Genomic DNA, 22,572 nt, shown 5'->3' with positions numbered 1-22,572 from the left:
CAGTAGGGCAGTAGGGCAGTAGGGCAGTAGGGCAGTAGGGCAGTAGGGCAGTAGGCTCCCGGCAAGTGGCGCCAACCCGCATGCAGAGACCCGACCTCGGTCGAATACTTGACGGGTTCGAGGCCTCGCGCTCGCCTCCTACTGCCCTGCTGTCGCTTCTTCTTCTATTCCCCAGCTCTTGCCGCCGCTCGTCCCGTCGAATCGCGACCGCGCCTGCGCTACACGCTCGCCGTTGCGGCGCGCCCATTCGGCCAGCACGGTGACGGGCTCCAGCAATTCGCGGCCGAGCGCGGTCAGTTCGTATTCGACGCGTGGCGGAATGGTGGGGAACTGCTCGCGCACGACGAAGCCGTCGCGTTCGAGGCCGCGCAGCGTCGCCGTCAGCATCTTCTGCGAGATGCCGCCCACGGCATCGCGCAACTCGCTGAAGCGCATGCGGCCGCCGCCGAGCTTGGTGACTACCAGGACCGTCCATTTGTCGCCGACGCGCTGCAGGACGGCGCTGACGGCTCGGCAGTCCTCACTGTGATGCGGGTGCCTTGGTTTCAAGAAAGTGCCTCCTTGCGGCGTCTCGTCTCGGTATCTTATATAGCGTCGGTATCCTTAAGATACCAGATTTCGAGAGGTCACGATCAATGTCTAAACCGAAAATCGCGCTTGTGATAGGCTCCACGCGCGCCAATCGCTTCGCCGACAAGCCTGCCGAATGGTTTGCCAATATCGCCAGGCAGCGCGACGACATCGAGCTGGAGGTCGTCGACCTGCGCGACTTCCCGCTGCCCTTCTTCGACGAGGTCGGCTCATCGCTCTACGTGCCGTCGAAGAGCGAGGTGGCGCAGCGCTGGCAGGAGAAGGTGGCCGGCTTCGACGGCTTCGTCTTCACCGCCGCCGAATACAGCCGCGGCCCGACCGCCGTGCTGAAGAACGCGCTCGACTACGCCTACACGGAATGGAACAGGAAGCCGGCCGCCTTCGTCGGCTATGGCGGCGTCGGCGGGGCGCGCGCCGTCGAGCAGCTGCGCCTGCATGCGGTCGAGCTGCAGATGGCGCCCATCCGCAACGCCGTTCACATCGTCTGGGCCGACATGGCGCAGGTGATGAACGGCAGCAAGAAGCTCGAAGAGTTCGAGCATCTCAACCAATACGCCAAGGCTGTGCTCGACGAACTCGCCTGGTGGGCCACGGCGCTGAAGACGGCGCGCGAGGCGGATGCCGCGGCGGCGCAGGCCAAGGCCGCCTGAGGCGGCTGCATCCGAGCCACGTCGATCCGGATCGAGCGGGAGCGGCGCGAGACCGCTCCCGCCTTCGTTTGAGAAGAGGCGCAGCCGTATAGTCCGTTCATACGACGCGGGCGAACGCCGATCCTGCCATCCTGACAAGAAGGCTTTCCGGCCGCCGCCGCTGCAAGGTCCCGGGCCTGTCGCGGACCAATGCCGATTTCGTGGTTATCCGAGGCCCAAAAATGCAGAACCCGCTGCCTCTTTCGAAGCAGCGGGCTGTTGCCTGGGCGCCGAAGCGCCGCGGTACGCATTACATCGCCGCAGGCCCGCGACATTGCCGACCGGTGGTGAAGATTGTCTTAAGCGCCACGGCGATCGCCGGGCGGCTCAGGGCTTGAGTCAGAGGCTGATGCAGGCCGCAGGCCGGTGCCGGACAGCAAAAAAGCGGGCCGAAAGCCCGCTTCCCTCGCATCCGAGACTCTCAATGCCGCCGATACATCCACGGTCGGCAAGGCGTCGATCGAATTCAATGCAGCCGCCGATCGGGGAACCTTAACCTCGTATCCCGAAGAACCTTCGACCCGATGCCAGCGGCTGATGACGAACAAATAGGGATCAAAGGCGGCCGAATCAAGGCCGGAACTTTTTTGATGGCCGGATGCACTCCCGCCTTGGGCCTGTCCCGCCATCGGGACGACGAATGCGCAGGTGGCCTCGGCCAATCGTATTGGTGGAAACCGGCTGGCGCCTGTTACGCATCGATCCAGGATGCTGCCGAACTGATTCAAGACGCTGCCGGTTCGATTCAGCCACGCCCGCCAAGCCGCTGATTTTGCTGCGCCCCGGCGGTTTCAGCTCGCCCTGCGATGCGCGCCGGGCAGGCGGCTGACCAGGAGCTTGTCGATGCGCCGGCCGTCGAGGTCGACCACCTCGAAGCGCCAGCCCTGCACGTCGATGCATTCGCCGGTGGCCGGCAGGTGATGCAGATGGGACAGCACGTAGCCGGCGACGGTCTCGTAGTCGCGGTCCTCCGGGACGTCGATGCCGAGGTGGTCGCGCATCTCGTCGGCCGGCATGTAGCCGGCGAGCAGCCAGGAGCCATCCTCCCGCTGCACCGCGGAAGGCTCCTCCTGCGCCTCCAGGTCGGAGCGGAACACGCCGGTGATGGCCTCGAGAATGTCGGCCGGCGTGACGACACCCTCGAAATGCCCGTATTCGTCGTGGACGAGGGCGACCGGCACCTCCGTCTCCCTCAGCGTGGTCAGCACGTCGAGGGCGTCCGCCTGGTCATGCACGATCGGCGCCTCGCGCGTGTACAGCCTGAGGTCGAGGCTGTTGCCGGCCAAGAGCGCGGCCAGGATCTCGCGCGTCTGGACCACGCCGATCATGTCGTCGACCGAGCCGTCGCCGACCGGCAGGCGCGAATGCGGCGTTTCCATCAGCGCCTTGCGGATGGCGGTTTCATCCCAGGCCAGGTTGATCCAGTCGACGTCGGTGCGCGGCGTCATCAGCGCCCGTACGGCGCGGTCGCCGAGCCGCATGACGCCGGCGATCATGCGCCGCTCGTCGGATTCGATGGTGCCGTGGTGCTCGGCCTCGGCGACCAGCATCTTGATCTCCTCGTCGGTGACCTTCTCCTCCGATTCTCCCTTCTGGCCGAGCAGCCGCAGCACGCCGCGGCCGGAGATGTCGAGCAGGAACACCAGCGGCGCGGCGATGGTCGCCAGCACCCGCATGGCCGGGGCGACACGCGAGGCGATGGCCTCCGGATTGCGCAGCGCTATCTGCTTGGGCACGAGCTCGCCGATGATCAGCGAGGCGTAGGTGATGATGGCCACGACGATGCCGACGCCGAGCCAGTCGGCGACGCGCGAGGGCACGCCCGATTCGGCGAGCGTCACGGACAGGCGATCGCCGAGGGTGGCGCCCGAAAAGGCGCCGGAGAGCACGCCGACCAGCGTGATGCCGATCTGCACGGTGGAGAGGAACTTTCCGGGGTTGGCGCCCAGCGTCAGCGCGCTGGCGGCACCCTTCACGCCGCGGTCGATCATCGTCTTCAGGCGCGCGGGACGGGACGAGACGACGGCAAGTTCGGACATTGCCAGCAGGCCGTTCACGCAGATGAGGACGACCACGATGCCGATTTCGACGTATAGCATGGACGCTGCTTAGCATCCGCAACCCCCTGTCGGGAAGGCTCAGTCTTAGGGTTGTCGATTTTCCGGGGGTTCGATGCCGTCTTGCGGCCGCAGAATGCCGATCTTCACCATGCCGTCGGTGAAATAGCGGTCGCCGCCGCCGTTGCGGCCGGACCGGGTCGGCCCTATTCCCTCGATTTCCTCGGAAGCGGCGATGGCGCCCGCCTCGGTGAGCGAGGCCATCACATGGTCGCGCTCGGCATCGACGTCGGGGCCGATGTGGTGGGTGATCTGCCCGGTGTCGTGGCTGAAGCCGACGCCGCGGTCGAAGCTCGCCGCGCCCAGCCACAAGGGGCGGCCGTCGCTATCGGTCCGGGGCGTCAGCCAGAAGCGCACGTGATGGCGGGTGTCGGCGCTGGTGCCGGCCGGTTTCTCGAAAGCCAGATCCTGGCGGCGACCCTCGAACATCAGCGTCGATACCGGCGCGTCGGCATAAGGCCTGTCGAAGACGACGCTGAGGCCGATATCGAGGGAACTGCGCCATGTGATGGCGTCGGCGGCGCGCCAGCCCGACGCGGCGAAGGCGCGCAGCAGTTCCGGCTTGGTGCCGACCAGGCCGACATTGATCGGATCGCCGGGGATGCCCTGCGGGGTGGTGGTCAGGAAGCTGCCGATGCCGTCGGCGAGATGCCGTTCGCGCAGCGTCCAGAATTCGGGCAGCGCGAAATAGGCCAGCGAGCCGTAGGCCACGGCGAGCGCCAGCAGCGCCGTGGCCGTGGTCGAGATCTTGCCTTTGCGACGCATGTTGCCGCCCCTGCTTCCAAGGGGAGAATAGCCGGCGTTCGACCCGGCCGAAAGAAGCCCGTCCGGCTACCTCGCCCCGCCTATCGGCAGGCGACGTAGCCGTTCCTGCGCTGCTTGATGTCGAAATGGAAATGATCGGCGTGGTCGGCATTGTAGCCGGGGCCGAGCACGGTGGTGAAATAGCTGCAGCCGTCCTCGCGCACGGTGTTGAGGAAGCCGCGCTGGCGGAAGGCGAACCAGCCGGGCTTGCGCACGTCGATGTCCTTGCCGTTGTTCAGCTCGATGCGCATCACGTCGAGCGCATTGCCGAGCGAATGCTGCGAGGGCGTGCCGCGCGAGCCGCGGATGTTACGGCAGGAATAGCTCGAGCCCTGGTGGATGGTGCGTACGCCGGAGAAATAGCGCCAGCGCGCCGCCGGCACGAGCTCGTTGCGGGTCCAGCGCGAGAAGGTCGCCGCCATGGAGCAGCTCAGCGTGGCCGCCGGCTTCATCTGGACGCCGCCGATCGCCGATACCTCCACCGGCCAGTCGATGCCGCAGGAAGGGCCGTCGCGGATAGGCTCGATGTCGCGGAAAGTCACGCCAAGCCGCTTCAGGTCACGCCGGCAGTTCACCTCGTCGGCCGGCATCACGTCGGGCTGTTCCAGCGGCAGGTTGAGGCGCGGATAGGCCGTCATCATCGGATTCGACGGAACGAGCCGCTGCAGGCCGGTGGCCGGCACGACGGCCGCCGTCTGCGTGCCGACATCGACCTGCGGCCTGACCGACATCACGTCGTCGGTGCTGCAGGCGGCGAGCATGACGGCAAGCACGGCCGCGCAGGCGCGCGCAGGCGTGCGCATACGCCGAACAAGAATGCGCATCGGAAAACTGTCCCTGTCCCGTTGGCAGCGACTCTAGGCGGCAAGCGTAAAGGAAAGGTCAGCGGCGGCGTTCACGCATGCGGCGCCATTGTGGCGGTCAGTCGCACACCGTGCCGCCATTCCTGCGTGGCGCGAGGTCGAGATGGAGGTGCGTGGCGTGGTCGGCATCGCTGCCCGGGCCGAGCACGGTCTTGAACGGCCCGCACGCCGCCTTGCGCAGCGTGCCGAGGAAACGGGCTTCGGTTTCCTGCGGCCGCAGGATGACGTCGATCCTCCTGCTGCCGGTCAGCGTGAAGCTGGCGATGTCGAGCGCGTTGCCGAAAGCATGCTCGGAAAGTTTCGTGCTGCCGTTGCGCGGCCGGCAGACATAGCCGGAGGCTTGGGCGATCGATGTCAGCGGCGCACCGAACTCGCGCTTCGCGGTGGGTGCGATCACGTCCGCAGCGAAGCGGGCGGCCGCTTCGGCCATGGCGCAGTTCATCAGCGCTTCCGGTTCCAGGGCGACCCCGCCGCCGAGGCCGCTGACCGCCATGGGGTAGGGCAGGGAGCAGCCGCTCCCGTCATGCTCGGCCGGACGGTCGGCGAAGTCGACGCCACGCGCACGCAGGCGCTGCCGGCAGGCGGTTTCTTCGGCGGGCATGGTCGAGGCCGGGCGTTCGGCGGAGCGCGGATCGGGCGGCGTCACCGGTTCCGGCGTCGGGACGTTGCCGGCGGCGTCAGGCCTGGGCGGCTCAGACGGCGGGATCGGCGCAACGGCGGGTGTATCGACCGCGTCTTGCTGCGCGTCCTTGTCTCTGGGCCCGGGAGCGGCGGGCGCCGGCGGCTCCTTGGCTGCGGTGTCTGAGGGCCTGTCAGGCCGCGGCTCGGGCACTGGCGCGTCGCCCAGCCGCTGCGGCGCGACATTGCCGGCCGGCGGCGCATGCACCTGCGGCACGGGCACCGTGTCGGGAAGCTGCTGGGCGACTGCCGGGACAGCGGCAAGGACAACGCAAAGGCAGGGGAGGGCGACTCTGGCCGCGAGCGTTCGTGCATCCATCGCCGCTGAACGGCGACGGCCGGAATTTGGTTGCGCGTCAGGCGCCGATCGCCTCCAGCCCCTCTTCGAGCCAGTCGCCGAGCATCGGCATGCCGAGAAGATATTTCGATGTGCGTCGGTTGCCGCGCTCGCGCGCCGCCGCCACCGCCTCGGCCCATTCGGCGGCCTCGTAGTCGCCGCGCCCCACCCACATCAGCGCCACCAGTTCGGCCGCCTCGTCGACATTGAGGTCGTCGATGAGCTCGCGCAGCTCTTCCTCGGTCAGGTTCTCGGCTTCCTCTTCGGCAAGCCCGTCGTGGCGGTGATTGTCAAGAGTGTCGCCATCGAACTCGACCTCGTGGTCCTGCCCGCCGTCATAGTCCTCGTTCACCGCCGCGCTGATCGCCTTCGCCTTCTCGATGAAGAGTCGCACCGTGTCCGGCCCGATCGTCAGGTCCCAGTCCTTGTCGAACTTCCTCTGCACGGACGAACTCCCTGCTGGCCCGTCCAGGATGATACAGAAATTGCAGGCAACGTCACCTGCGCCGATCGGCGCGTCGTTTCGGCGTGATTGACAGGGCCGGGGCTTCCGCCGAAATGGCGCGTCCCTCCGAACCCTGGTGTCCCATGAGCATCGTCCTCTCTCCCAAGATACTGCCGATCCTGCTGCTGCTCGCCTCCAACGTCTTCATGACCTTCGCCTGGTACGGGCATCTCAAGTTCAAGTCGGCGCCGCTGGTCGCAGCGGTGATGTTCTCCTGGGGCATCGCCTTCTTCGAATACTGGCTGGCCGTGCCGGCCAACCGCATCGGCCACGCCGTCTATTCGGCGGCCGAGCTGAAGACCATTCAGGAGGTCATCACCCTTGTTGTCTTCGTGCTGTTTTCGGTCTTCTATCTGAAGGAAGGCATCACCTGGAACCATTTGCTCGGCTTCGCACTGATCTGCGGTGGCGCCGCGCTGATCTTCAGGGCCTGATCTTTTTAGGGCAGGCCTGGAAGAGCCGCCGGTGCCGCGGCGTTGACAAGTCGAGACCACGCTTCATCTCGGGAGAAGGCCAATGCAGCTTCGGCTAACCAGCATCGTCGCAACCCTGCTCGTCGCCGTGCCGCTTGCGACCGGCCCGTCCCTTTCGGCGGGCGGCGGCGGAGGCGACAGCAGCAGCGGCGGCGGAAGCGTCCCGCAGTGCTCCGCCGGCAAGGTGTACGACAAGAAGACCAAGAAATGCGTTACCCAGAAGAGCGGCGTCGTCGACGACGACACGCTATACGGGGCTGGACGCCAGCTTGCCGAAAAAGGCGACTACGAGGAAGCCATCAAGGTGCTCAGCCTCGCCGTGAACAAGAGCGACCCGCGCATCCTCAACTATCTCGGCTATTCGCATCGCAAGGCCGGCCGCATCCTCGTCGGCCTCGGCTATTACGAGGAGGCGTTGCGGATCGACCCCGATTACACGCTGGTGCGCGAGTATCTCGGCGAGGCGCATCTGCAGCGCGGCGACGTCGCGGCCGCGAAAAACCAACTTGCGGAGATCGAGAAGCGCTGCGGCACGGCCTGCGAGGAGTATCGCGAGTTGGCGGCGCAGATCGACGCGTACAAGGGCTGAAGGGCGCCGGGGACAGTTTACTTTTTTCGGCAGAAGGGCCACCGCAGCTCAGAAGTCACGTGGGCCGAAAAAGTAATAAAAACTGCTCCCTCACTCAATCCTCGCGCGACAGGCGGATCACCGCGCCGTCGCGCTCGTCGGTGAGCAGCCAGACGGAGCCGTCCGGGGCGACTCTGACGTCGCGGATGCGGCCGTGCTCGCCTTCCAGCAGCTTCTCCTCGGCGCCGATGGCGCCGCTGCCGTCGCGCTGGAGACGCGCCAGATAGTCGAATTTAAGCGAGCCGGTCAGCAGGTCGCCTTCCCACTCCGGGAACATCTCGCCCTGGTAGACGGCCGCGCCCGAGGGCGCGATCGACGGATCCCAGTAGTGCAGCGGCTGCTCGTAGCCGTCCGCCGCGGTGCCGACGCCGATCTTCCCGCCGGAATAGTGGCGGCCGTAGGAGATGACCGGCCAGCCGTAGTTCCTGCCGGCCTCCGCCCGGTTGATCTCGTCGCCGCCCATCGCGCCGTGCTCTATGGCGATGAGGCCGTCGGTGACCGGATCGTACACCGCGCCCTGCACGTTGCGGTGTCCTTTCGACCACAGCTCCGGCAGCCAGCCGTCGGGCTTCGGGTTGTCCTCCGGTATGGTTCCGTCCGGGTTGAGGCGCAGCACCGCGCCGGCGTGATCCTGGAAATCCTGGGCGCGCTCGGCGTCGCCGCGGTCGCCGGTGGTGACGAACAGGGTGCCGTCCGGAGCGAACACCAGCCGCGAGCCGAAATGCTGCCGCGTGCGGGTCTTCCTGTTCATCGAGAAGATGGTGCGAACATCCTCCAGCCGGGCGTTCGCCCCGTCGCGGACCAGCCTGGCGCGCGCCACGGCCGTACCGGCACCATCGGCGCCCGGCTCCGAGAAGCTGAAGAAGATCAAGCTATCCCCAGCGAAGTTCGGCGACACCGCGACATCCAGCAACCCGCCCTGGCCGCGCGCCGCGACCTCAGGTAACCCGGCGACCGGCTCCGAGAGCTGTCCGGCAGTGAGGAGGCGCATCCGCCCCGGGCGCTCGGTCACGATCGCGCCGCCGTCCGGCAGGAAGTCCAGGCCCCAGGGATGGTTCAGGCCGTCCGCCAGGACTTCCGTGTCGAAACCGCCGGTGGACTGTGCCGAGGCCGGCAGGATCCCGGCAGCGAGAGCGAAAGCGAGGAGAGTGAGCCGTGAGGAGTGCCGCATGGGTTCGGACTTAGGTCCTATGCCTGACGGTGCAAGGGGCGCTCACCCCGCTTTCGGCGGCCCGCCGTTCAAGACGAGGTGAAATCATGCCGATTCCGGCTTGCGCTCCTGTGAAGCGCCGCTTTTTTGGCGTGAAAAATCACCGGACATTGCTATATTGGGCCGGAATGAGCTGAGAACGGTTCCGTCGCCATGGCTTGCGGACCGTTTTCTTTTTTTGCCCGCCGCCCTGTCTCCGCTTGGTCGCAGACAGGGTGGCGGGGCTGCACTAGGAGCGGAAACTGAAATGATCAAGGTCCCGATGACGGCTGGTGGCTTCGCATCGCTTAAGGAGGAGCTCCGCTGGCGCCAGCAGGAAGAGCGGCAGCGCATCATCGAGGCGATCTCCGAGGCGCGTTCGCATGGCGACCTGTCGGAAAATGCCGAATATCATTCGGCGAAGGAAGCGCAGAGCCTCAACGAGGGCCGCATCAACGAACTCGAGGATCTGGTGGCGCGCGCCGAGGTGATCGACATCTCCAAACTGTCGGGCAGCAAGATCAAGTTCGGCGCCACGGTGCAACTGGTCGACGAGGATACCGAGGAGACCAAGACCTACCAGATCGTCGGCGACCAGGAGGCCGACGTGAAGTCCGGCCGCATCTCCATCTCCTCGCCGATCGCGCGCGCGCTCATCGGCAAGGAGGTCGGCGATTCCGTCGAGGTCAATGCGCCCGGCGGCCCGCGCGGCTACGAGATCGTCAAGCTGAGCTTCGTCTGACCGGACCGGAGCAGCGCGCATGGGCCGCCCTTCGCAACCGTCCCCGGACGGAACGGCGGCGCCCGACATGTCGCGCGTCGAGGTGATCGCCCCGCACTTCAAGAAGAGGCTGTCGGGCGTCACCAGCACGGTGGTCCAGCTCGTGCCGATTCAGGCAGCGCGCCTCGGCATAGCCACAATCGGACCGGGGCTGCCCGACACGCTGCCGAAGCTGCGGCCGCGGCAGCTGCCGTCGCTGTGGCTGCGGCCTGCCTCGGGCCGCAAGCGCATCTGGCATGCCCGGCGCAATGTCGAGATGATCGCCGGGATTTTCCTGAAGTCGGTGCTGCGGGCGCCGCTGCACCTGGTCTTCACCTCGGCCGCGCAGCGCGACCACAGGCCCTTCACGAAATTCCTGATCCGGCGCATGGAGGCGGTGATCGCCACCAGCGCCCGCTCCGGCGGGTTTCTGGAAGTGCCGCACCAGGTGGTGATGCACGGCGTCGACCTCGACGCCTTCCACCCGCGCAGCGAGCCGGCCGACGACTTCGCCGCCGCCGGCCTGCCCGGGAAATACGCCGTCGGCTGCTTCGGACGGGTCAGGGCGCAGAAGGGCACCGACCTGTTCGTCGACGCGATGATCGCGCTGCTGCCGCAATATCCCGACTGGACGGCCGTCGTCACCGGCCGCGTCACGCCCGAGAACCGCGCCTTCGCCGACGAGCTGAAGCGCCGCATCGCCGCCGCCGGGCTGGAGAAACGCATCCTCTTCCTGGGCGAGGTCGCCGACATAAAGGTCTGGTACCGCCGCGTGACGCTTTATGTCGCGCCGTCGCGCAACGAGGGTTTCGGCCTCACCCCTCTGGAAGCGATGGCCTCGGCGACCGCCGTCGTGGCGAGCGACGCCGGCGCCTATGCCGAGATGGTGGAAGACGGCGTCACCGGCGCGGTGGTGCCGGCCGGCGACGGGGCGGCGCTCACCGCGGCGATCCGCCGCTATCTCGACGATCCCGAACTGGCCAAGCGGCACGGCCAGGAGGGCCTGGTCGAGGCGCGCGCCTGCTTCCGCCTGGAGCGCGAGGCCGCCGGCATCGAGCGCGTCTACGACGCGGTTTGGGCGCGGGGCGGATAAGGGCCCCGGCCGACAGGGCTCACGGCCGCTCAGTTGCCGGAGGGCCCCCGTTCGAGAGCCTTCCAGTCGAAGGCCCGCGCCCAGTCCCTGAAACCGTGCCAGCGGACTTCCGGAAAATCCCTGCGCAATGCGGCGATGTCGGCATCGTAGCCTACGCGATCGAACCATTCGAACATGAGTGCCGTGTCCTCGCTTTGCTGGCGGGCCATCGCGATCGGGATTTCCTGGTAGGCGATGGGCCGTCCGATGGCCTGCGAAAGGATCTGAGCCTGCTCCTCGCCGGACAGCTCGTCTCCGGCGATGTCGAAACGTTTGCCGAAGACCTGCTCGCGCCGCTCGGCCAGGGCAACGGCGAACGCGCCGATGTCGGCTACCGCCACCAGTTGAAGGACGCGCCTGGGCGGCATCGCAAAGGCGTACGTGCCCTGGCTCAGCGCATCGACCGACCACGGCGCGACGATGTTCTCCATGAAGGCGACGGGTGCGCTGATGGTGTAGGGGATGCCGAGCGACGCGACATGCTTCTCGACGCGGTACTTGCTTTCGAAATGCGGGATGCCCGTCTGCTTGTCGGCATCGGCGACCGACGAATAAATCAGATGGCCGACCCCGGCGGCCTTCGCCGCGTCGGCGGCAATGATCCCCTGACGGGTCTCCTCGTCGGTGCCGGCCTCGTAGCTGTTGCCCATCAGAAACATGGTGTCGACGCCGCTCGCTGCCTGCACGACGGAGGCCGCGTCGCCGAGGTCGCCCGCCACGACAGTCGCGCCTGCCGATGCCAGCCGCCGCGCGGCGTCGCTTTCCGGCCTGCGAGTCAGTGCCTTGACGCGATGTCCCCTGGACAGCAGCGCGCGTGCGACGGCGCCTCCCTGCTGGCCGGTTGCGCCGGTTACCAGAACGTTTCTCTTGGTGGTCATGTGCATGCTCCTTTGCCTCGATGAAGACGAAGGTAGGGGGCGCTCAATTGATCCATAATGGGCTATAATCGGGAAACATCGTCCCGGATTTGGATACAATGCTCGACCTCAACGATATCATGGTATTTGTCCGTGTCGTCGAAGCTGGCAGCTTCACCGCTGCCGCCCGTCTGCTTGGCATGCCCAAGACGACGGTCAGCCGCCGCATTGCCGCGCTCGAGCGCGAGGTCGGGGTGCGGCTCATTCAGCGCACGACGCGCAGCCTCACCGTGACGGACGCGGGACGGCTCTATTATGAGCGAAGCGGCGAGGCGCTGCGGACAATCGAGGACGCGAATCTTCGTCTCGCGGAAGCCCGGGCCGAACCATCGGGCACGCTTCGCATTTCCGCTCCCGTAGGTTTCGGCGGCTCTTTCCTGACCGGCACGGTCACCGATTTTCTTGCGCGTCATCCGAAGGCCAGGGTCGAACTGCTCCTCACCGACGATCAACTCAACCTGGTCGAGCATGGCATCGATCTGGCTTTCCGCACTGGGCTGCTTCCGGATTCGACGCTGGTCGCCCGCAAGCTTGGCTCCACGCACAGGATATTGTGTGCCAGTCCCGGCTACCTCGCCCGCCATGGCGTCCCGGCGCTGCCGGCCGATCTCGCCCGCCATGACTGCGTCATTGCAGGTTCTTCGACAAGCGGAGCCCACTGGCTGCTGGAAGGACCGCACGGCCAGGAGACGGTCACGGTGTCCGGACGCTTCGCCGCCAATGAAATGCAGGCGGTATTTGCGGCTGCCGTTGCAGGCTGCGGCATTGCACAATTACCCCACCGGATGGTCGGGGCGCCTATAAGCGACGGGCGTTTGCGCCGTGTTCTCGACGACTATACGACCCCGGCCGGGGGCCTGCATGCCGTCTATCCCAGCAGCCGGCATCTTTCGCCCCTGGTCAAGGCCTTTATCGACCTTGCGGCCGACAGGATCGGCGCCGCCGGAACGGGCGAGGACGCGAAGGCCCGGCCACTCGGCCCTGGACGGTTTTCCGGCGCCCGGCCGCGGACGGACGGTTAAGACTTGACTTCGGTCCGCGAAGGCTGGATCGCCACCAGGCCTTCGTCCTTCACCTGCCGGATGGTAAGCGCCGTGCGCACCGTGTCGACATTGGGCGTCGAGGTGAGCTCTTCGATGACGAAGCCCTGGAAGGTGGCGAGGTCGCTCGCCACGCAATGCAGCATGAAGTCGGATTCGCCGGACACCATCCACGCCTCGCGCACGACCGGCCAGTCGCGCGTGCGCGCTGCGAACGCCTTCAGCTCGGCGTCCGACTGGTGCTGCAGGCCGACCAGGCAGAAGGCGACGACGGACATGCCGAGCGCCGGACCGTCGAGCAGGGCGCGGTAGCCGCGAATCACGCCGGCATCCTCCAGCCGCTTGACCCGGCGCAGGCAGGGCGGCGCCGAGATGCCGACGCGGCGCGACAATTCGACATTGGTCATGCGGCCGTCGTCCTGCAACTCCCGCAGGATCTTCCAGTCGATCGCGTCGAGTTCGGCCTTGATCGCCATGTCGTGGTCCGCCGCGGGGGGGAAAGATGCGCCTGCCTGCGTCCTTAGCCCAAAGGAAGGGGAGCGTCAGTCCTCGAAACCGGATTTTCGTTATGACTCATAATTTGTTTAACAACCGTAAGCTTGTCGGGGACGACGGCGGAGCGCGCCTTGCTGCGGCGCGGGCCAACACCTAGATTAGACGCGGCTTTCGGGCCCGCTTGCAATCGGAGCGGCCGGAGGATTCAACCAAGAAGGCGATCCATGACCGCGAAGCACGCGCCCGTCCTCATCATCGGTTCCGGCCCCGCGGGCTATACGGCCGCCATCTATGCGGCGCGCGCGCTGCTGAAGCCCGTGCTGATCGCCGGCCTGCAGCAGGGCGGGCAGCTCACTATCACCACCGATGTGGAGAATTATCCGGGCTTCGCCCAGCCGATCCAGGGCCCATGGCTGATGGGCGAGATGCTGAAGCAGGCCGAGCATGTCGGCACCGAGATCGTCAACGACATCGTCACCCATGTCGACCTCGACGTCCGGCCGTTCCGCGTCAAGACCGACGGCGGCGCGACCTACACCTGTGACGCGCTGATCGTGGCGACCGGCGCGCAGGCGAAGTGGCTGGGCATCCCGAGCGAGGATCTCTACAAGGGTTTCGGCGTTTCGGCCTGCGCCACCTGCGACGGCTTCTTCTACCGCGGCAAGGACGTGGCGGTGATCGGCGGCGGCAATTCGGCGGTCGAGGAGGCGCTCTATCTCTCGCACCTGGCGAAGTCGGTGACGGTGATCCATCGCCGCAGCGAGTTCCGTGCCGAGCGCATCCTGCGCGAGCGGCTGGCGAAGAAGGAAAACGTCCGGGTGATCTGGGAGACCGTCGTCGACGAGATCACCGGACGGCCCGGCAAGACGCCGCTGCCGCCCACGGCCGACGGGCTGAAGCTGCGCAACGTCCTGACCGGCCAGGTCTCGCACCTGCCGGTGGACGGCATCTTCGTGGCGATCGGTCATGCGCCGGCGGTCGAGCTGTTCGTCGGCAAGCTCAAGCAGAAGCCGAACGGCTATCTGTGGACGGAGATCGGCACGACGCGCACCAGCGTGCCGGGCGTGTTCGCGGCCGGCGACGTTGCCGACGACGTCTACCGCCAGGCGGTCACCGCGGCCGGGCTCGGCTGCATGGCGGCGCTGGAAGCGGAGAAATTTATTGCAAGCCTTGAGGAGCACCGCGTGGCGGCGGAATAGCCGCGCGGCGGAAGGCATGAAGCCGGCGGTGACAAGCCGGCAGAGCGAGGGGACCGAATGTCATTGGATTGGGACAAGCTGCGCGTGTTCCATGCGGCCGCGGAGGCCGGCTCGTTCACCCATGCGGCCGAGACGCTGAGGCTGTCGCAATCGGCGATCTCGCGGCAGGTGAGCGCGCTGGAGCACGACGTCGGCGTGCCGCTGTTCCATCGGCATGCGCGCGGGCTGGTGCTGACCGAGCAGGGCGAGCTGCTCTACCAGACCGCGCATGACGTGCTGATGAAGCTGGAGAACGTCCGCTCCCGGCTGACCGAGGCCAAGGACAAGCCGTCCGGCGTGCTGCGCGTCACCACCACCGTCGGGCTCGGTGCCGGCTGGCTGACCGACCGGCTGCCGGAATTCATCGAGCTCTACCCGGATATCCAGCTTCAGCTCATCCTCGCCAACGAGGAGCTCGACCTGACCATGCGGCAGGCCGACTGCGCCATCCGCCTGCGCCAGCCGCAGCAGCCGGACCTGATCCAGCGGCGGCTGTTCACCGTGCATTTCCACCTGTTCGCGGCGCCGTCCTACATCACCAAATACGGCAAGCCGAATTCGATCGCCGACCTCAAGGACCATCGCATCGTCACCTTCGGCCTGCCGGTGCCGACGCATCTCAGCGAACTGAACTGGCTGGAGACGCTGGGCGACTTCGAGGGCGGGCAGCGCATCGCCACCCTGCAGATCAACGACATCCTGTCGATCAAGCGGGCAGTGCAGCGCGGCGGCGGCATAGCGATGCTGCCCGACTATCTGATCGACAAGGATTCCGGCCTCGTGCAACTCCTGCCGGAGACCGAGGTGCCGTCCTTCGACACCTATTTCTGTTATCCCGACGCGATGAAAAACCAGGCCAAGCTGCACGCCTTCCGCGACTTCGTCATCTCCAAGGCCCGCAACTGGTCGTTCTGAGCGCCGAGCCGAGGCGGCCGCGTTGCAGGTTCAGCGGCTGCCGCGCGCCTGCGCCCTGTGCTATTGAACATCGCGAAGGCATTGGACCACAGATGTTCGCTTTTTGCATGGGAGCCTTGCAAACACCATGCTTGTTTCTTGGGCATGAAAGGCTCATATATTCATCATCTCCAGGGCGCGTTCCTCCTCCCATTAGCGCCCTCGAGTGTTCCCCTCTGGAGGTTTAGCCTTTTTAGGCACTTCCAATCAAACTCAGCCGGGTCTTTCAGATCCGGCTTTTTTGATTCCGGTATCCTCCAATACTGCCCCCGCCCAGCGGCGATACTCCAAAGCCTTCCTTCGATCTCGGCGGGCCGGTCATTTACCGGAGCGAGCGGGAATCGCCTGTCTATTATGCAGGGACTCCCGGTGCGCAGATCGCAGACAGTTTCCCGCCTACATGAACAGCTTCTCGTCGCTCAGGCCGGCATAAAGACCCGCGACCTGTTCGCCATAGCCGTTGTAGATCAGCGTCGGCACATACTCCCCGGTATGCAGCACGCGCTCCATCGCCTGGCTCCAGCGCGGGTGCGACACCTCGGGGTTCACGTTTGCCCAGAAGCCGTATTCCTGCGGCTGGATCGCCTCCCACAGCCCGACCGGACGCTCCTCGACGAACTCGATCTTGCGGATCGACTTGATCGACTTGAAGCCATATTTCCACGGCAGCGCCAGCCTTAGCGGAGCGCCGTGCTGCTTGGCCACCGGCTTGTCGTAGGCGCCGGTCACCAGGAACGCGAGGTCGTTGCCGGCTTCCGCCATGCTGACGCCCTCGACATAGGGCCACGGATACAGGAAATTGGACTGGCCGGGCGCCATCTCCGGATCGAGGAAGGTCTCGAAGCGGATATATGTCGCGGAGGCCTGCGGCTTCGCCAGAGCCACCAGCGCCTTCAGCGGAAAGCCGCTCCACGGAATGGTCATCGACCACGCCTCGACGCAGCGGTGGCGGTAGAGCCGCGTCTCCAGCGGGATCCTGCGCACGAGGTCGTCGAAGCCGATGGTGAAGGGCTTTTCGACCAGCCCGCCGATCTCGATGTCCCAGGGCCGTGTCTTCAGCGCCTGCGCCGCCTCGGCGATCTCCTTGTAGGTGCCGTATTCGTAGAAATTGTTGTAGTTGGCGTTGATCTCCTCCGGCGTGAGGTCCCGATCGAGCTTGTAGGCCTCGTTCTTCCTTGCCGGATAGAGGTCGGCGGTCGGATCGGCTTCTTCGCCCCGGACAGGGCTGGGCAGGGCGCTCGCCGCGCCGACGATCCCGAGCCCCATGGCTGCCAGCAGGGCGCGCCGGTTGAGGAATGCCGCTTCCGGCGTCGCCTGAGCCTCGGAAATCACCCAGGACGGGCGGCGGTGAATGGAAAAGGTCATCGGGCGGTCCTCCGCAGGCCGTTGCAACAAGCGCGGCCGGGTAGCTCGGCTCGTTCTGCAAATTCGCGCGGCATGAGGCAAACGTTACAGAGAAATCCGATCTTCCGCCTTTCACGACATCGTGTGGCGAAATCAGCGGCGCCGCGCCGATATCCGGCTCTCGTGTTTGTGCCGGATATCGGCGAACATCCTACCGATCAGGCGCCGGCACGGCTACAATCGGCGCTCGTTGTTCACGAAGGTGGGAAACATGGATCTGCAGAGCTTCAGGAATTCGCTCGCGCAACCACTGCCGCCCGCCGGCCTGGCGCCCGCCCTGCTGGCGTTGTGGTGGGACGCGAAGGGCGACTGGGACGCCGCGCACGAGCACGCGCAGGAGCGCGACGACGCGGCCGGCATGCGGGTGCATGCCTATCTGCACCGCAAGGAAGGCGACCCGTCGAACGCGGCCTACTGGTATCGCCGCGCCGGCGCCACGCCCTCGGTGCTGACGCTCGACGAGGAATGGGAAGAGCTGGCGCAGGCCCTGTTGGGACAAGGCTGAATCGTCCGGCGAACTGCCGGGCGCGCAGAGTTGCACGCCCGGGCCTATCACCTCACGCGGCCTTGCCGCGGGCGTTGTTCATGGCGTCGTCGGCGAGCCGACCGGTGATCTCGGCCATGTGGTCGAACGTGGCCTCGTAGCTGGCGACGCCGGCGGTGGCCGAGCGCAGCTCGATGATCAGGTTGCCGATCTCCGACTGCGGCATGGTCGCCTCGACCACGTCCCAGCCCTTCCAGCCCGGCCGCGCGTCGTAGCCGAGGATTTGGCCGCGCCGCTGCGGCACGATGCCGGTGATCTTCGCCGTGGCATCCGAAGGGGTGAAGATCCGCACCTTCATGATCGGCTCCAGCAGCACCGGCGAGCAGGCTGCCATGCCTTCCTTCATGGCGAGCTTCGCCGCCATCTGGAACGCCATGTCGGAGGAATCGACCGTGTGGTAGGAGCCGTCGGAGAGATTGACGGCGACGTCGACCACCGGAAAGCCCAGCGGCCCGGATTTGAGGAAGTCGCGCACGCCGGCTTCGACGGAGGGGATGTACTGCTTGGGCACGACGCCGCCGGTGATGGTGTCGGTGAACTGGAAACCCGAGCCACGCGGCAGCGGCTTGATCTCGATGACGACGTCGCCGAACTGGCCGTGGCCGCCCGACTGCTTCTTGTGACGGCCGCGCTGCTGCGTGCCTTTTCGGATGGTCTCGCGATAGGGCACGCCGGGTACCGATTGCTCGACCGCGATCTGGTTCTTGCCGTCCAGCCGCTCGACGGTGACGCGCAGATGCATCTCCCCGTGGCCGGAAAGAATCGTCTCGCCGGTATCCTGATGGGCGACGCAGAGCGACGGGTCCTCCTCGGCAAGCCGCTGGATCGCCGCCGACATCTTCACGTCGTCCTTGCGCTCGCGGGGACGCAGCGCGATGGCGAAGACCGGCTGCGGCGCGGGCTCCTGGAAGAGCTGGACGGCGGCCGTCTTGCCGGTGGTCAGCGTCTGGCCGGTGCGCGCGCCCTCCAGCTTGCCGAGCGCCACCGTGTCGCCGACCGTGGCCGAAGCGAGCTTGCTCTGCTCCTTGCCGAGCAGCCGATAGATGCCGGAGACGCGCGCCGCGCCGCCGTCGGGCAGGACGAGCTCCGCGCCGTCGGCGATCGATCCGGACAGGATGCGGGCGACCGACAGTTTTCCGCCATGCGGCGTGTGCACGGTCTTCATCACCTGCGCCAGGGTCGCGGCATTGCCGGTCACGCCGAGCCGCTCGCGTGTCGCCTCGACATCGGCGACGTCGTGGCGGATCGTCTTCAGCAGCCTGAGCACGCCGTTGCCCTTCTCGGCGGTGCCGATCAGCACCGGCGTGACATGGCCCTCGCGCAGGTCGGCGGCAAGGTCGTCGAACACCGCGTCCTGCGGCGGCGCCACTTCCTCCAGCAACTGCTCCATCAGATTGTCGTCATGGTCGGCCAGGGTCTCCAGCATGGAGAAGCGCGCCTCGACCTCGCGGCCCTTCTCGTCGTCCGGAATCTCGGCGACCTCGCTTTCGGCATGCTCGCGCCAGACATAGGCGCGCTCCAGCGCGAGATCGATCGCGCCGACCACGATGCCATCGCGGCGCAGCGGGATCTGGCGCAGCAGCAGCGGCGTCTCGCTGACCGGCTGCAACAGCTTCAGCGTGTCGCGCACGCCCGCCGGAGTCTTGTCGATCTTGTTGAGGAACAGGATGCGCGGCAGGCCGATCTCATCGAGACGGCGCATGATGAGCTGCAGCGCCGGGATCTTCTTCTCGTCGGCCTCGGTCACGACGATCGCCGCATCGCAGGCGGCAAGCACGGGCTGCGCCTCGTAGGCGAACTCGACGGAGCCGGGGCAGTCGACGAAAGTGATCTGCTCGCCCATGAAGTCGATGGTGGCGACGGCCGCCTCGACGCTCATGGCGTGGGCGCGGGCCTCGGGGGAATTGTCACCGACCGTGCTGCCCGAAGTCACGGAATTTTGACGGGGGATGGCGCCCGTACGGGCGAGAATGGCTTCGAGAAGCGTTGTCTTGCCGCTGGCGAAGGGACCGACAATGGCGATGCATTTCGGTCCCGTTCGCCTGCCTCCGGCGCGAGTTCCCATGCTGACCTCCACTCAACCGTTTCCTCGTGAGCGGCGGCCGGCCTGCGGCCGTCGCGGGTGGGGCATTGTCGTTTGCCGCCTACCTCCGCGCATCGTCACATGGGTTTGCCGGGAGGGCAAGGAAAAAGCCCGGCTTGTGCCGCCAAGGCAATGCTCCTACTTTGTATGACGACCGCCATCTCGGTCACGACAGGCTCTTCAGAGTCGAACGCCCACAGGACGGTACCGCGAAGGCAGATGACGGACGGCAGGCAGCACACGGAACGGCTCTGGGCATTCGTCCACGGCGTCATGCTGTGGCTGGCGGCTGCCGTCGCGATCGCCGCCGCGCCCGCGGCATCGGAGCCGGACCGGCGCTTCGAGTCGGCTTCCGCCGCCGAGCGGGTGCTGGAGGCGCGTAAATCCGATCCGCGTCCCAGCGCGCCGCTCTGGGAAACCGGCATCATACCTGCCGAGCCGGATACACCGGCCTCGCCGCCCGACATTGCCGAGGCAGCGGACGGTTTCGGCCTGCCGCCTGCGGGTCCGTGGCATGGTCCGTCGCCGCAGCTGGCCGCGAGCCTGCCGGATCATCTTTCCTTCGTCGTCCGATCGGAGCTCGGCCTCGTCCAGGCGCGCGCTCCGCCGCCTGCCACGCTCGGCGCCTGATCGCCGGCAGGCCCGCGCCTGCCCCTGCCCAGGCAATGGTTCCGCGAACGTCCCATGACGCAAGCGTCTCGGATTTTAGACAGACAGGCAAAGGACTACCCATGGCCAAGACCCATCCTCTCGGTTTCCGGATCGAACCGGACATCAAGGAAGCGCTCACCGTCGCGGCGAAGGAGGACCATCGTTCGGTCTCCTCGCTGGTCGAGCTGATCATCGCCAAATGGCTGCGCGAGAACGGCTATCTCGCCGGCCAGCCGCATCGCTCGCTTCGTCCGGCGCTCGACGCCTGATGCCTCGTCGATCCGGGCCGGTGCCGGCCCGGATCGCTTGACGTATGAAAGTGTATGGAAAATACATTCACGCCTTCCCTAACGTCAGGCCTGTACTGTCTCTTCGTGTATGAGACAAAAGTCGTAATTCAATAGTCATAATCCTAAAGACGCTCTGCCTAAGCGCATTCTTTTCTGACACTTGTTCCGTCTGCCGGCCGAACCGGCCGGCATTTCCGACAAAACGGATCGCTTTCAGGAGGAACGACATGTCAGTGGCAGCAATTGCCGCTGCCGAGAGGCGCGGCATGACCAAGGAGGAGAAGAAGGTCATCTTCGCCTCGTCGCTCGGTACCGTCTTCGAATGGTACGATTTTTATTTGTTCGGCGCGCTTACGCTCTACATCGGCCAGGCGTTCTTCAACAGCTATCCCGAAGCGACACGCAACATTTTCGTCCTGCTGACTTTCGCCGCCGGCTTCCTGGTGCGCCCGTTCGGCGCGCTGCTGTTCGGCCGCATCGGCGACCTCGTCGGCCGCAAATACACCTTCCTCGTCACCATCCTGATCATGGGCCTGTCGACCTTCCTGGTCGGCCTGCTGCCCGGCTCCGCTACCTGGGGCATCGCGGCGCCGGCCATACTGATCGCATTGCGCATGCTGCAGGGCCTGGCGCTCGGCGGCGAATACGGCGGCGCGGCGACCTATGTGGCCGAGCACGCGCCTGACGACAAGCGCGGCTTCTACACATCATGGATCCAGACCACGGCGACGCTTGGCCTGTTCCTGTCGCTGATCGTCATTCTGGCGATACAGACGATCGTCGGCAAAGAGGCTTTCGCGGCCTGGTGGTGGCGTGCACCGTTCCTGCTTTCGGCCGTGCTGCTCGCGATCTCGGTATGGATTCGGCTGACGCTGAGCGAATCGCCGACCTTCCAGCGGATGAAGGCTGAGGGCAAAGGCTCCAAGGCCCCGCTTTCCGAGGCTTTCGGCCAATGGAAGAACGCCAAGATTGCGCTGCTCGCGCTGTTCGGTCTCACCGCCGGTCAGGCCGTAGTGTGGTATTCCGGCCAATTCTATGCACTGTTCTTCCTGACGAGCGTGCTCAAGGTCGATGCGCAGTCAGTCAACATCATGGTTGCGATCGCACTTGCGGTCGGCTCCATTTTCTTCGTCGTGTTCGGCTGGTTGTCGGACAAGATCGGCCGCAAGCCGATCATCATGGCAGGCCTGGCGCTGGCGATCGTAACCTACTTCCCGCTGTTCAAGGCGTTGACCTGGGCCGCCAATCCGGCCCTTGCCACCGCGCAGCAGACCACACGGGCAACGGTGACCGCCGCCCCGGGAGACTGCAACTTCCAGTTCAAGCTGACGGGAACCGAGAAGTTCACCTCGTCCTGCGACATCGCCACAGATTTCCTGACCAAGAACTCGGTGCCCTATGACGTCGTCACGACGGCGGCGGCTGGCACGCCGGCTTCCGTCAAGATCGGCGAAGAGACCGTCGAATCGTATGATTCGGTCGCAGCCGGTGCGGATGCGGCGGCGAAGAACGCGGCGTTCGCCAAGGGCGTCAACATCGCGCTTCAGGACGCCGGCTACCCGCTGGTGCGCGATCCGGCCAAGGTCGCCGATCAGAAGCTCGACGCCCTGGTGGCGGCCAATCCGAAGCTCGCCCTCGACGCCGCGGCGATCCGTGCCGGCGACAAGGCGACGGTTCCGCTCGAACAAGCGGTCAAGGACAAGCTGATCACCGCGGAAGAGGCGGCGGGCGCGACGGAGGTCGCCGTCTACACCGTGCCCGGCGCCGGCGCGTTCAAGATGGTAGCCGACCCCGCCAAGGTGAACTGGCCGATGATCATCGGCATCCTGTTCATCCTCGTGCTGTACGTCACGATGGTCTACGGGCCGATCGCGGCGATCCTGGTCGAGATGTTCCCGACCCGCATCCGCTACACCGGCATGTCGCTGCCCTATCACATCGGCAACGGCTGGTTCGGCGGCCTGCTGCCGGCGACCGTCTTCGCCATGAGCGCGGCGGCAGGCGATATCTACTACGGCCTCTGGTATCCGATCGCCATCGCCGCCATGTCGCTGGTCATCGGCCTGATCTTCGTGCGCGACACGCTCGGCACCGACCTGCACGCCAAGGAATAGGGCGAGCCGGACAGCTCTTGCTTCGGGCCGGCAGGCGGAAACGCCTGCCGGCCCTTCTGTGTTGGGACAGGCCTTG

24 protein-coding genes are annotated in these 22,572 nt (G+C 66.2%); 12 read left to right on the top strand and 12 right to left on the bottom strand.

The genetic code is table 11. The features are described from left to right. Positions 1 to 138: 138 nt before the first annotated feature. The gene (locus tag AC5JDC_RS13350) at positions 139 to 549 is read right to left on the bottom strand and encodes a winged helix-turn-helix transcriptional regulator (protein WP_165816048.1); all 411 of its coding nucleotides are present in this window, start codon (positions 547 to 549) and stop codon (positions 139 to 141) included. Positions 550 to 635: 86 nt separating this feature from the next. On the opposite strand from AC5JDC_RS13350, the gene AC5JDC_RS13345 reads away from it, so the two are divergent. Further along, positions 636 to 1,241, top strand: a complete 606-nt coding sequence (locus AC5JDC_RS13345; protein ID WP_495841759.1) for an NADPH-dependent FMN reductase — start codon at positions 636 to 638, stop codon at positions 1,239 to 1,241. A gap of 338 nt (positions 1,242 to 1,579) precedes the next feature. Here AC5JDC_RS13345 and AC5JDC_RS13340 read toward each other — a convergent pair whose 3' ends face one another. From AC5JDC_RS13340 to AC5JDC_RS13315, 6 genes are all read right to left on the bottom strand, one after another. After that, the gene (locus AC5JDC_RS13340) at positions 1,580 to 1,942 is read right to left on the bottom strand and encodes a hypothetical protein (protein WP_495841758.1); all 363 of its coding nucleotides are present in this window, start codon (positions 1,940 to 1,942) and stop codon (positions 1,580 to 1,582) included. A 129-nt stretch (positions 1,943 to 2,071) separates the two neighbouring features. Further along, positions 2,072 to 3,379, bottom strand: a complete 1,308-nt coding sequence (locus AC5JDC_RS13335; RefSeq protein WP_495841757.1) for a hemolysin family protein — start codon at positions 3,377 to 3,379, stop codon at positions 2,072 to 2,074. 45 nt (positions 3,380 to 3,424) lie between these two features. Then, the gene (locus tag AC5JDC_RS13330) at positions 3,425 to 4,162 is read right to left on the bottom strand and encodes an LssY C-terminal domain-containing protein (RefSeq protein WP_495841756.1); all 738 of its coding nucleotides are present in this window, start codon (positions 4,160 to 4,162) and stop codon (positions 3,425 to 3,427) included. Positions 4,163 to 4,242: 80 nt separating this feature from the next. Further along, entirely contained in the window at positions 4,243 to 5,004 is a 762-nt protein-coding gene (locus tag AC5JDC_RS13325; RefSeq protein ID WP_495841763.1) for an extensin-like domain-containing protein, read from the bottom strand. A gap of 118 nt (positions 5,005 to 5,122) precedes the next feature. Continuing rightward, a complete protein-coding gene (locus tag AC5JDC_RS13320) occupies positions 5,123 to 5,965 on the bottom strand; it encodes an extensin-like domain-containing protein (protein WP_495841755.1) in 843 nt (280 codons plus the stop codon). 133 nt (positions 5,966 to 6,098) lie between these two features. Further along, positions 6,099 to 6,524 carry a DUF3775 domain-containing protein gene (locus AC5JDC_RS13315; protein ID WP_106772283.1) on the bottom strand — a complete coding sequence of 142 codons (426 nt, stop codon included), beginning with the start codon at positions 6,522 to 6,524 and terminating at the stop codon, positions 6,099 to 6,101. A gap of 143 nt (positions 6,525 to 6,667) precedes the next feature. On the opposite strand from AC5JDC_RS13315, the gene AC5JDC_RS13310 reads away from it, so the two are divergent. Both AC5JDC_RS13310 and AC5JDC_RS13305 read left to right on the top strand, forming a co-directional pair. After that, positions 6,668 to 7,018 (top strand): DMT family protein, encoded by a 351-nt coding sequence (locus AC5JDC_RS13310; protein ID WP_495841754.1) that lies wholly within the window; start codon positions 6,668 to 6,670, stop codon positions 7,016 to 7,018. A gap of 82 nt (positions 7,019 to 7,100) precedes the next feature. Further along, positions 7,101 to 7,646 carry a tetratricopeptide repeat protein gene (locus AC5JDC_RS13305; protein ID WP_106772281.1) on the top strand — a complete coding sequence of 182 codons (546 nt, stop codon included), beginning with the start codon at positions 7,101 to 7,103 and terminating at the stop codon, positions 7,644 to 7,646. 94 nt (positions 7,647 to 7,740) lie between these two features. Here the strand turns inward: AC5JDC_RS13305 and AC5JDC_RS13300 are convergent, their stop codons facing one another. After that, entirely contained in the window at positions 7,741 to 8,856 is a 1,116-nt protein-coding gene (locus tag AC5JDC_RS13300) for a PQQ-dependent sugar dehydrogenase (protein ID WP_495841753.1), read from the bottom strand. Positions 8,857 to 9,142: 286 nt separating this feature from the next. On the opposite strand from AC5JDC_RS13300, the gene greA reads away from it, so the two are divergent. Next, positions 9,143 to 9,616, top strand: coding sequence for a transcription elongation factor GreA (gene greA, locus AC5JDC_RS13295; protein ID WP_106772279.1), 474 nt, complete (start codon positions 9,143 to 9,145; stop codon positions 9,614 to 9,616). A 67-nt stretch (positions 9,617 to 9,683) separates the two neighbouring features. Then, a complete protein-coding gene (locus tag AC5JDC_RS13290) occupies positions 9,684 to 10,727 on the top strand; it encodes a glycosyltransferase family 4 protein (RefSeq protein WP_495841762.1) in 1,044 nt (347 codons plus the stop codon). 29 nt (positions 10,728 to 10,756) lie between these two features. Here the strand turns inward: AC5JDC_RS13290 and AC5JDC_RS13285 are convergent, their stop codons facing one another. Continuing rightward, positions 10,757 to 11,644 (bottom strand): NmrA/HSCARG family protein, encoded by an 888-nt coding sequence (locus AC5JDC_RS13285; protein ID WP_495841761.1) that lies wholly within the window; start codon positions 11,642 to 11,644, stop codon positions 10,757 to 10,759. Positions 11,645 to 11,742: 98 nt separating this feature from the next. Here AC5JDC_RS13285 and AC5JDC_RS13280 point away from each other — a divergent pair, with 98 nt between their 5' ends. Next, on the top strand, positions 11,743 to 12,705 hold the full coding sequence (locus AC5JDC_RS13280; RefSeq protein ID WP_495841752.1) for a LysR family transcriptional regulator: 963 nt from the start codon (positions 11,743 to 11,745) through the stop codon (positions 12,703 to 12,705). Here AC5JDC_RS13280 and AC5JDC_RS13275 read toward each other — a convergent pair. Next, entirely contained in the window at positions 12,702 to 13,199 is a 498-nt protein-coding gene (locus tag AC5JDC_RS13275; RefSeq protein ID WP_106772276.1) for an Lrp/AsnC family transcriptional regulator, read from the bottom strand. The genes AC5JDC_RS13280 and AC5JDC_RS13275 overlap by 4 nt on opposite strands. 243 nt (positions 13,200 to 13,442) lie before the next feature. Between AC5JDC_RS13275 and trxB the strand changes: the two genes are divergently transcribed. Both trxB and AC5JDC_RS13265 read left to right on the top strand, forming a co-directional pair. Further along, on the top strand, positions 13,443 to 14,417 hold the full coding sequence (gene trxB / locus AC5JDC_RS13270) for a thioredoxin-disulfide reductase (protein WP_106772275.1): 975 nt from the start codon (positions 13,443 to 13,445) through the stop codon (positions 14,415 to 14,417). Between the two features lie 57 nt (positions 14,418 to 14,474). Next, positions 14,475 to 15,371 (top strand): LysR family transcriptional regulator, encoded by an 897-nt coding sequence (locus tag AC5JDC_RS13265; RefSeq protein WP_106772274.1) that lies wholly within the window; start codon positions 14,475 to 14,477, stop codon positions 15,369 to 15,371. Positions 15,372 to 15,806: 435 nt separating this feature from the next. Here the strand turns inward: AC5JDC_RS13265 and msrP are convergent, their stop codons facing one another. After that, on the bottom strand, positions 15,807 to 16,775 hold the full coding sequence (gene msrP, locus AC5JDC_RS13260; RefSeq protein ID WP_495841751.1) for a protein-methionine-sulfoxide reductase catalytic subunit MsrP: 969 nt from the start codon (positions 16,773 to 16,775) through the stop codon (positions 15,807 to 15,809). Between the two features lie 250 nt (positions 16,776 to 17,025). On the opposite strand from msrP, the gene AC5JDC_RS13255 reads away from it, so the two are divergent. Beyond that, the gene (locus AC5JDC_RS13255; RefSeq protein WP_495841750.1) at positions 17,026 to 17,319 is read left to right on the top strand and encodes a hypothetical protein; all 294 of its coding nucleotides are present in this window, start codon (positions 17,026 to 17,028) and stop codon (positions 17,317 to 17,319) included. A gap of 52 nt (positions 17,320 to 17,371) precedes the next feature. Here AC5JDC_RS13255 and AC5JDC_RS13250 read toward each other — a convergent pair whose 3' ends face one another. Then, positions 17,372 to 19,423, bottom strand: coding sequence for an elongation factor G (locus AC5JDC_RS13250; protein ID WP_495841749.1), 2,052 nt, complete (start codon positions 19,421 to 19,423; stop codon positions 17,372 to 17,374). A 237-nt stretch (positions 19,424 to 19,660) separates the two neighbouring features. Between AC5JDC_RS13250 and AC5JDC_RS13245 the strand changes: the two genes are divergently transcribed. The 3 genes from AC5JDC_RS13245 (at position 19,661) to AC5JDC_RS13235 (ending at position 22,496) form a co-directional block, all read left to right on the top strand. Further along, entirely contained in the window at positions 19,661 to 20,071 is a 411-nt protein-coding gene (locus AC5JDC_RS13245) for a hypothetical protein (protein WP_495841748.1), read from the top strand. Positions 20,072 to 20,172: 101 nt separating this feature from the next. Then, positions 20,173 to 20,361, top strand: a complete 189-nt coding sequence (locus tag AC5JDC_RS13240) for a type II toxin-antitoxin system antitoxin (protein ID WP_106772269.1) — start codon at positions 20,173 to 20,175, stop codon at positions 20,359 to 20,361. A 248-nt stretch (positions 20,362 to 20,609) separates the two neighbouring features. Continuing rightward, positions 20,610 to 22,496 carry an MFS transporter gene (locus AC5JDC_RS13235; protein ID WP_495841747.1) on the top strand — a complete coding sequence of 629 codons (1,887 nt, stop codon included), beginning with the start codon at positions 20,610 to 20,612 and terminating at the stop codon, positions 22,494 to 22,496. Positions 22,497 to 22,572: the final 76 nt, after the last annotated feature.

The sequence above is a fragment of the Kumtagia sp. genome (genome assembly GCF_059502445.1).
This window is presented reverse-complemented; position numbering and strand designations above follow the sequence as displayed.

Bases quoted from the DNA above. Each gene is read 5' to 3' on its own strand.
- AC5JDC_RS13280 (WP_495841752.1), top strand. From the start codon at position 11,743: ATGCTCGACCTCAACGATATCATGGTATTTGTCCGTGTCGTCGAAGCT.
- AC5JDC_RS13325 (WP_495841763.1), bottom strand. From the start codon at position 5,004: ATGCGCACGCCTGCGCGCGCCTGCGCGGCCGTGCTTGCCGTCATGCTC.
- AC5JDC_RS13345 (WP_495841759.1), top strand. From the start codon at position 636: ATGTCTAAACCGAAAATCGCGCTTGTGATAGGCTCCACGCGCGCCAAT.
- greA (WP_106772279.1), top strand. From the start codon at position 9,143: ATGATCAAGGTCCCGATGACGGCTGGTGGCTTCGCATCGCTTAAGGAG.
- AC5JDC_RS13245 (WP_495841748.1), top strand. From the start codon at position 19,661: ATGACGGACGGCAGGCAGCACACGGAACGGCTCTGGGCATTCGTCCAC.
- AC5JDC_RS13285 (WP_495841761.1), bottom strand. From the start codon at position 11,644: ATGACCACCAAGAGAAACGTTCTGGTAACCGGCGCAACCGGCCAGCAG.
- msrP (WP_495841751.1), bottom strand. From the start codon at position 16,775: ATGACCTTTTCCATTCACCGCCGCCCGTCCTGGGTGATTTCCGAGGCT.
- AC5JDC_RS13265 (WP_106772274.1), top strand. From the start codon at position 14,475: ATGTCATTGGATTGGGACAAGCTGCGCGTGTTCCATGCGGCCGCGGAG.
- AC5JDC_RS13305 (WP_106772281.1), top strand. From the start codon at position 7,101: ATGCAGCTTCGGCTAACCAGCATCGTCGCAACCCTGCTCGTCGCCGTG.
- AC5JDC_RS13240 (WP_106772269.1), top strand. From the start codon at position 20,173: ATGGCCAAGACCCATCCTCTCGGTTTCCGGATCGAACCGGACATCAAG.
- AC5JDC_RS13300 (WP_495841753.1), bottom strand. From the start codon at position 8,856: ATGCGGCACTCCTCACGGCTCACTCTCCTCGCTTTCGCTCTCGCTGCC.
- AC5JDC_RS13255 (WP_495841750.1), top strand. From the start codon at position 17,026: ATGGATCTGCAGAGCTTCAGGAATTCGCTCGCGCAACCACTGCCGCCC.
- AC5JDC_RS13335 (WP_495841757.1), bottom strand. From the start codon at position 3,379: ATGCTATACGTCGAAATCGGCATCGTGGTCGTCCTCATCTGCGTGAAC.
- AC5JDC_RS13235 (WP_495841747.1), top strand. From the start codon at position 20,610: ATGTCAGTGGCAGCAATTGCCGCTGCCGAGAGGCGCGGCATGACCAAG.
- AC5JDC_RS13290 (WP_495841762.1), top strand. From the start codon at position 9,684: ATGTCGCGCGTCGAGGTGATCGCCCCGCACTTCAAGAAGAGGCTGTCG.
- trxB (WP_106772275.1), top strand. From the start codon at position 13,443: ATGACCGCGAAGCACGCGCCCGTCCTCATCATCGGTTCCGGCCCCGCG.
- AC5JDC_RS13250 (WP_495841749.1), bottom strand. From the start codon at position 19,423: ATGGGAACTCGCGCCGGAGGCAGGCGAACGGGACCGAAATGCATCGCC.
- AC5JDC_RS13330 (WP_495841756.1), bottom strand. From the start codon at position 4,162: ATGCGTCGCAAAGGCAAGATCTCGACCACGGCCACGGCGCTGCTGGCG.
- AC5JDC_RS13275 (WP_106772276.1), bottom strand. From the start codon at position 13,199: ATGGCGATCAAGGCCGAACTCGACGCGATCGACTGGAAGATCCTGCGG.
- AC5JDC_RS13310 (WP_495841754.1), top strand. From the start codon at position 6,668: ATGAGCATCGTCCTCTCTCCCAAGATACTGCCGATCCTGCTGCTGCTC.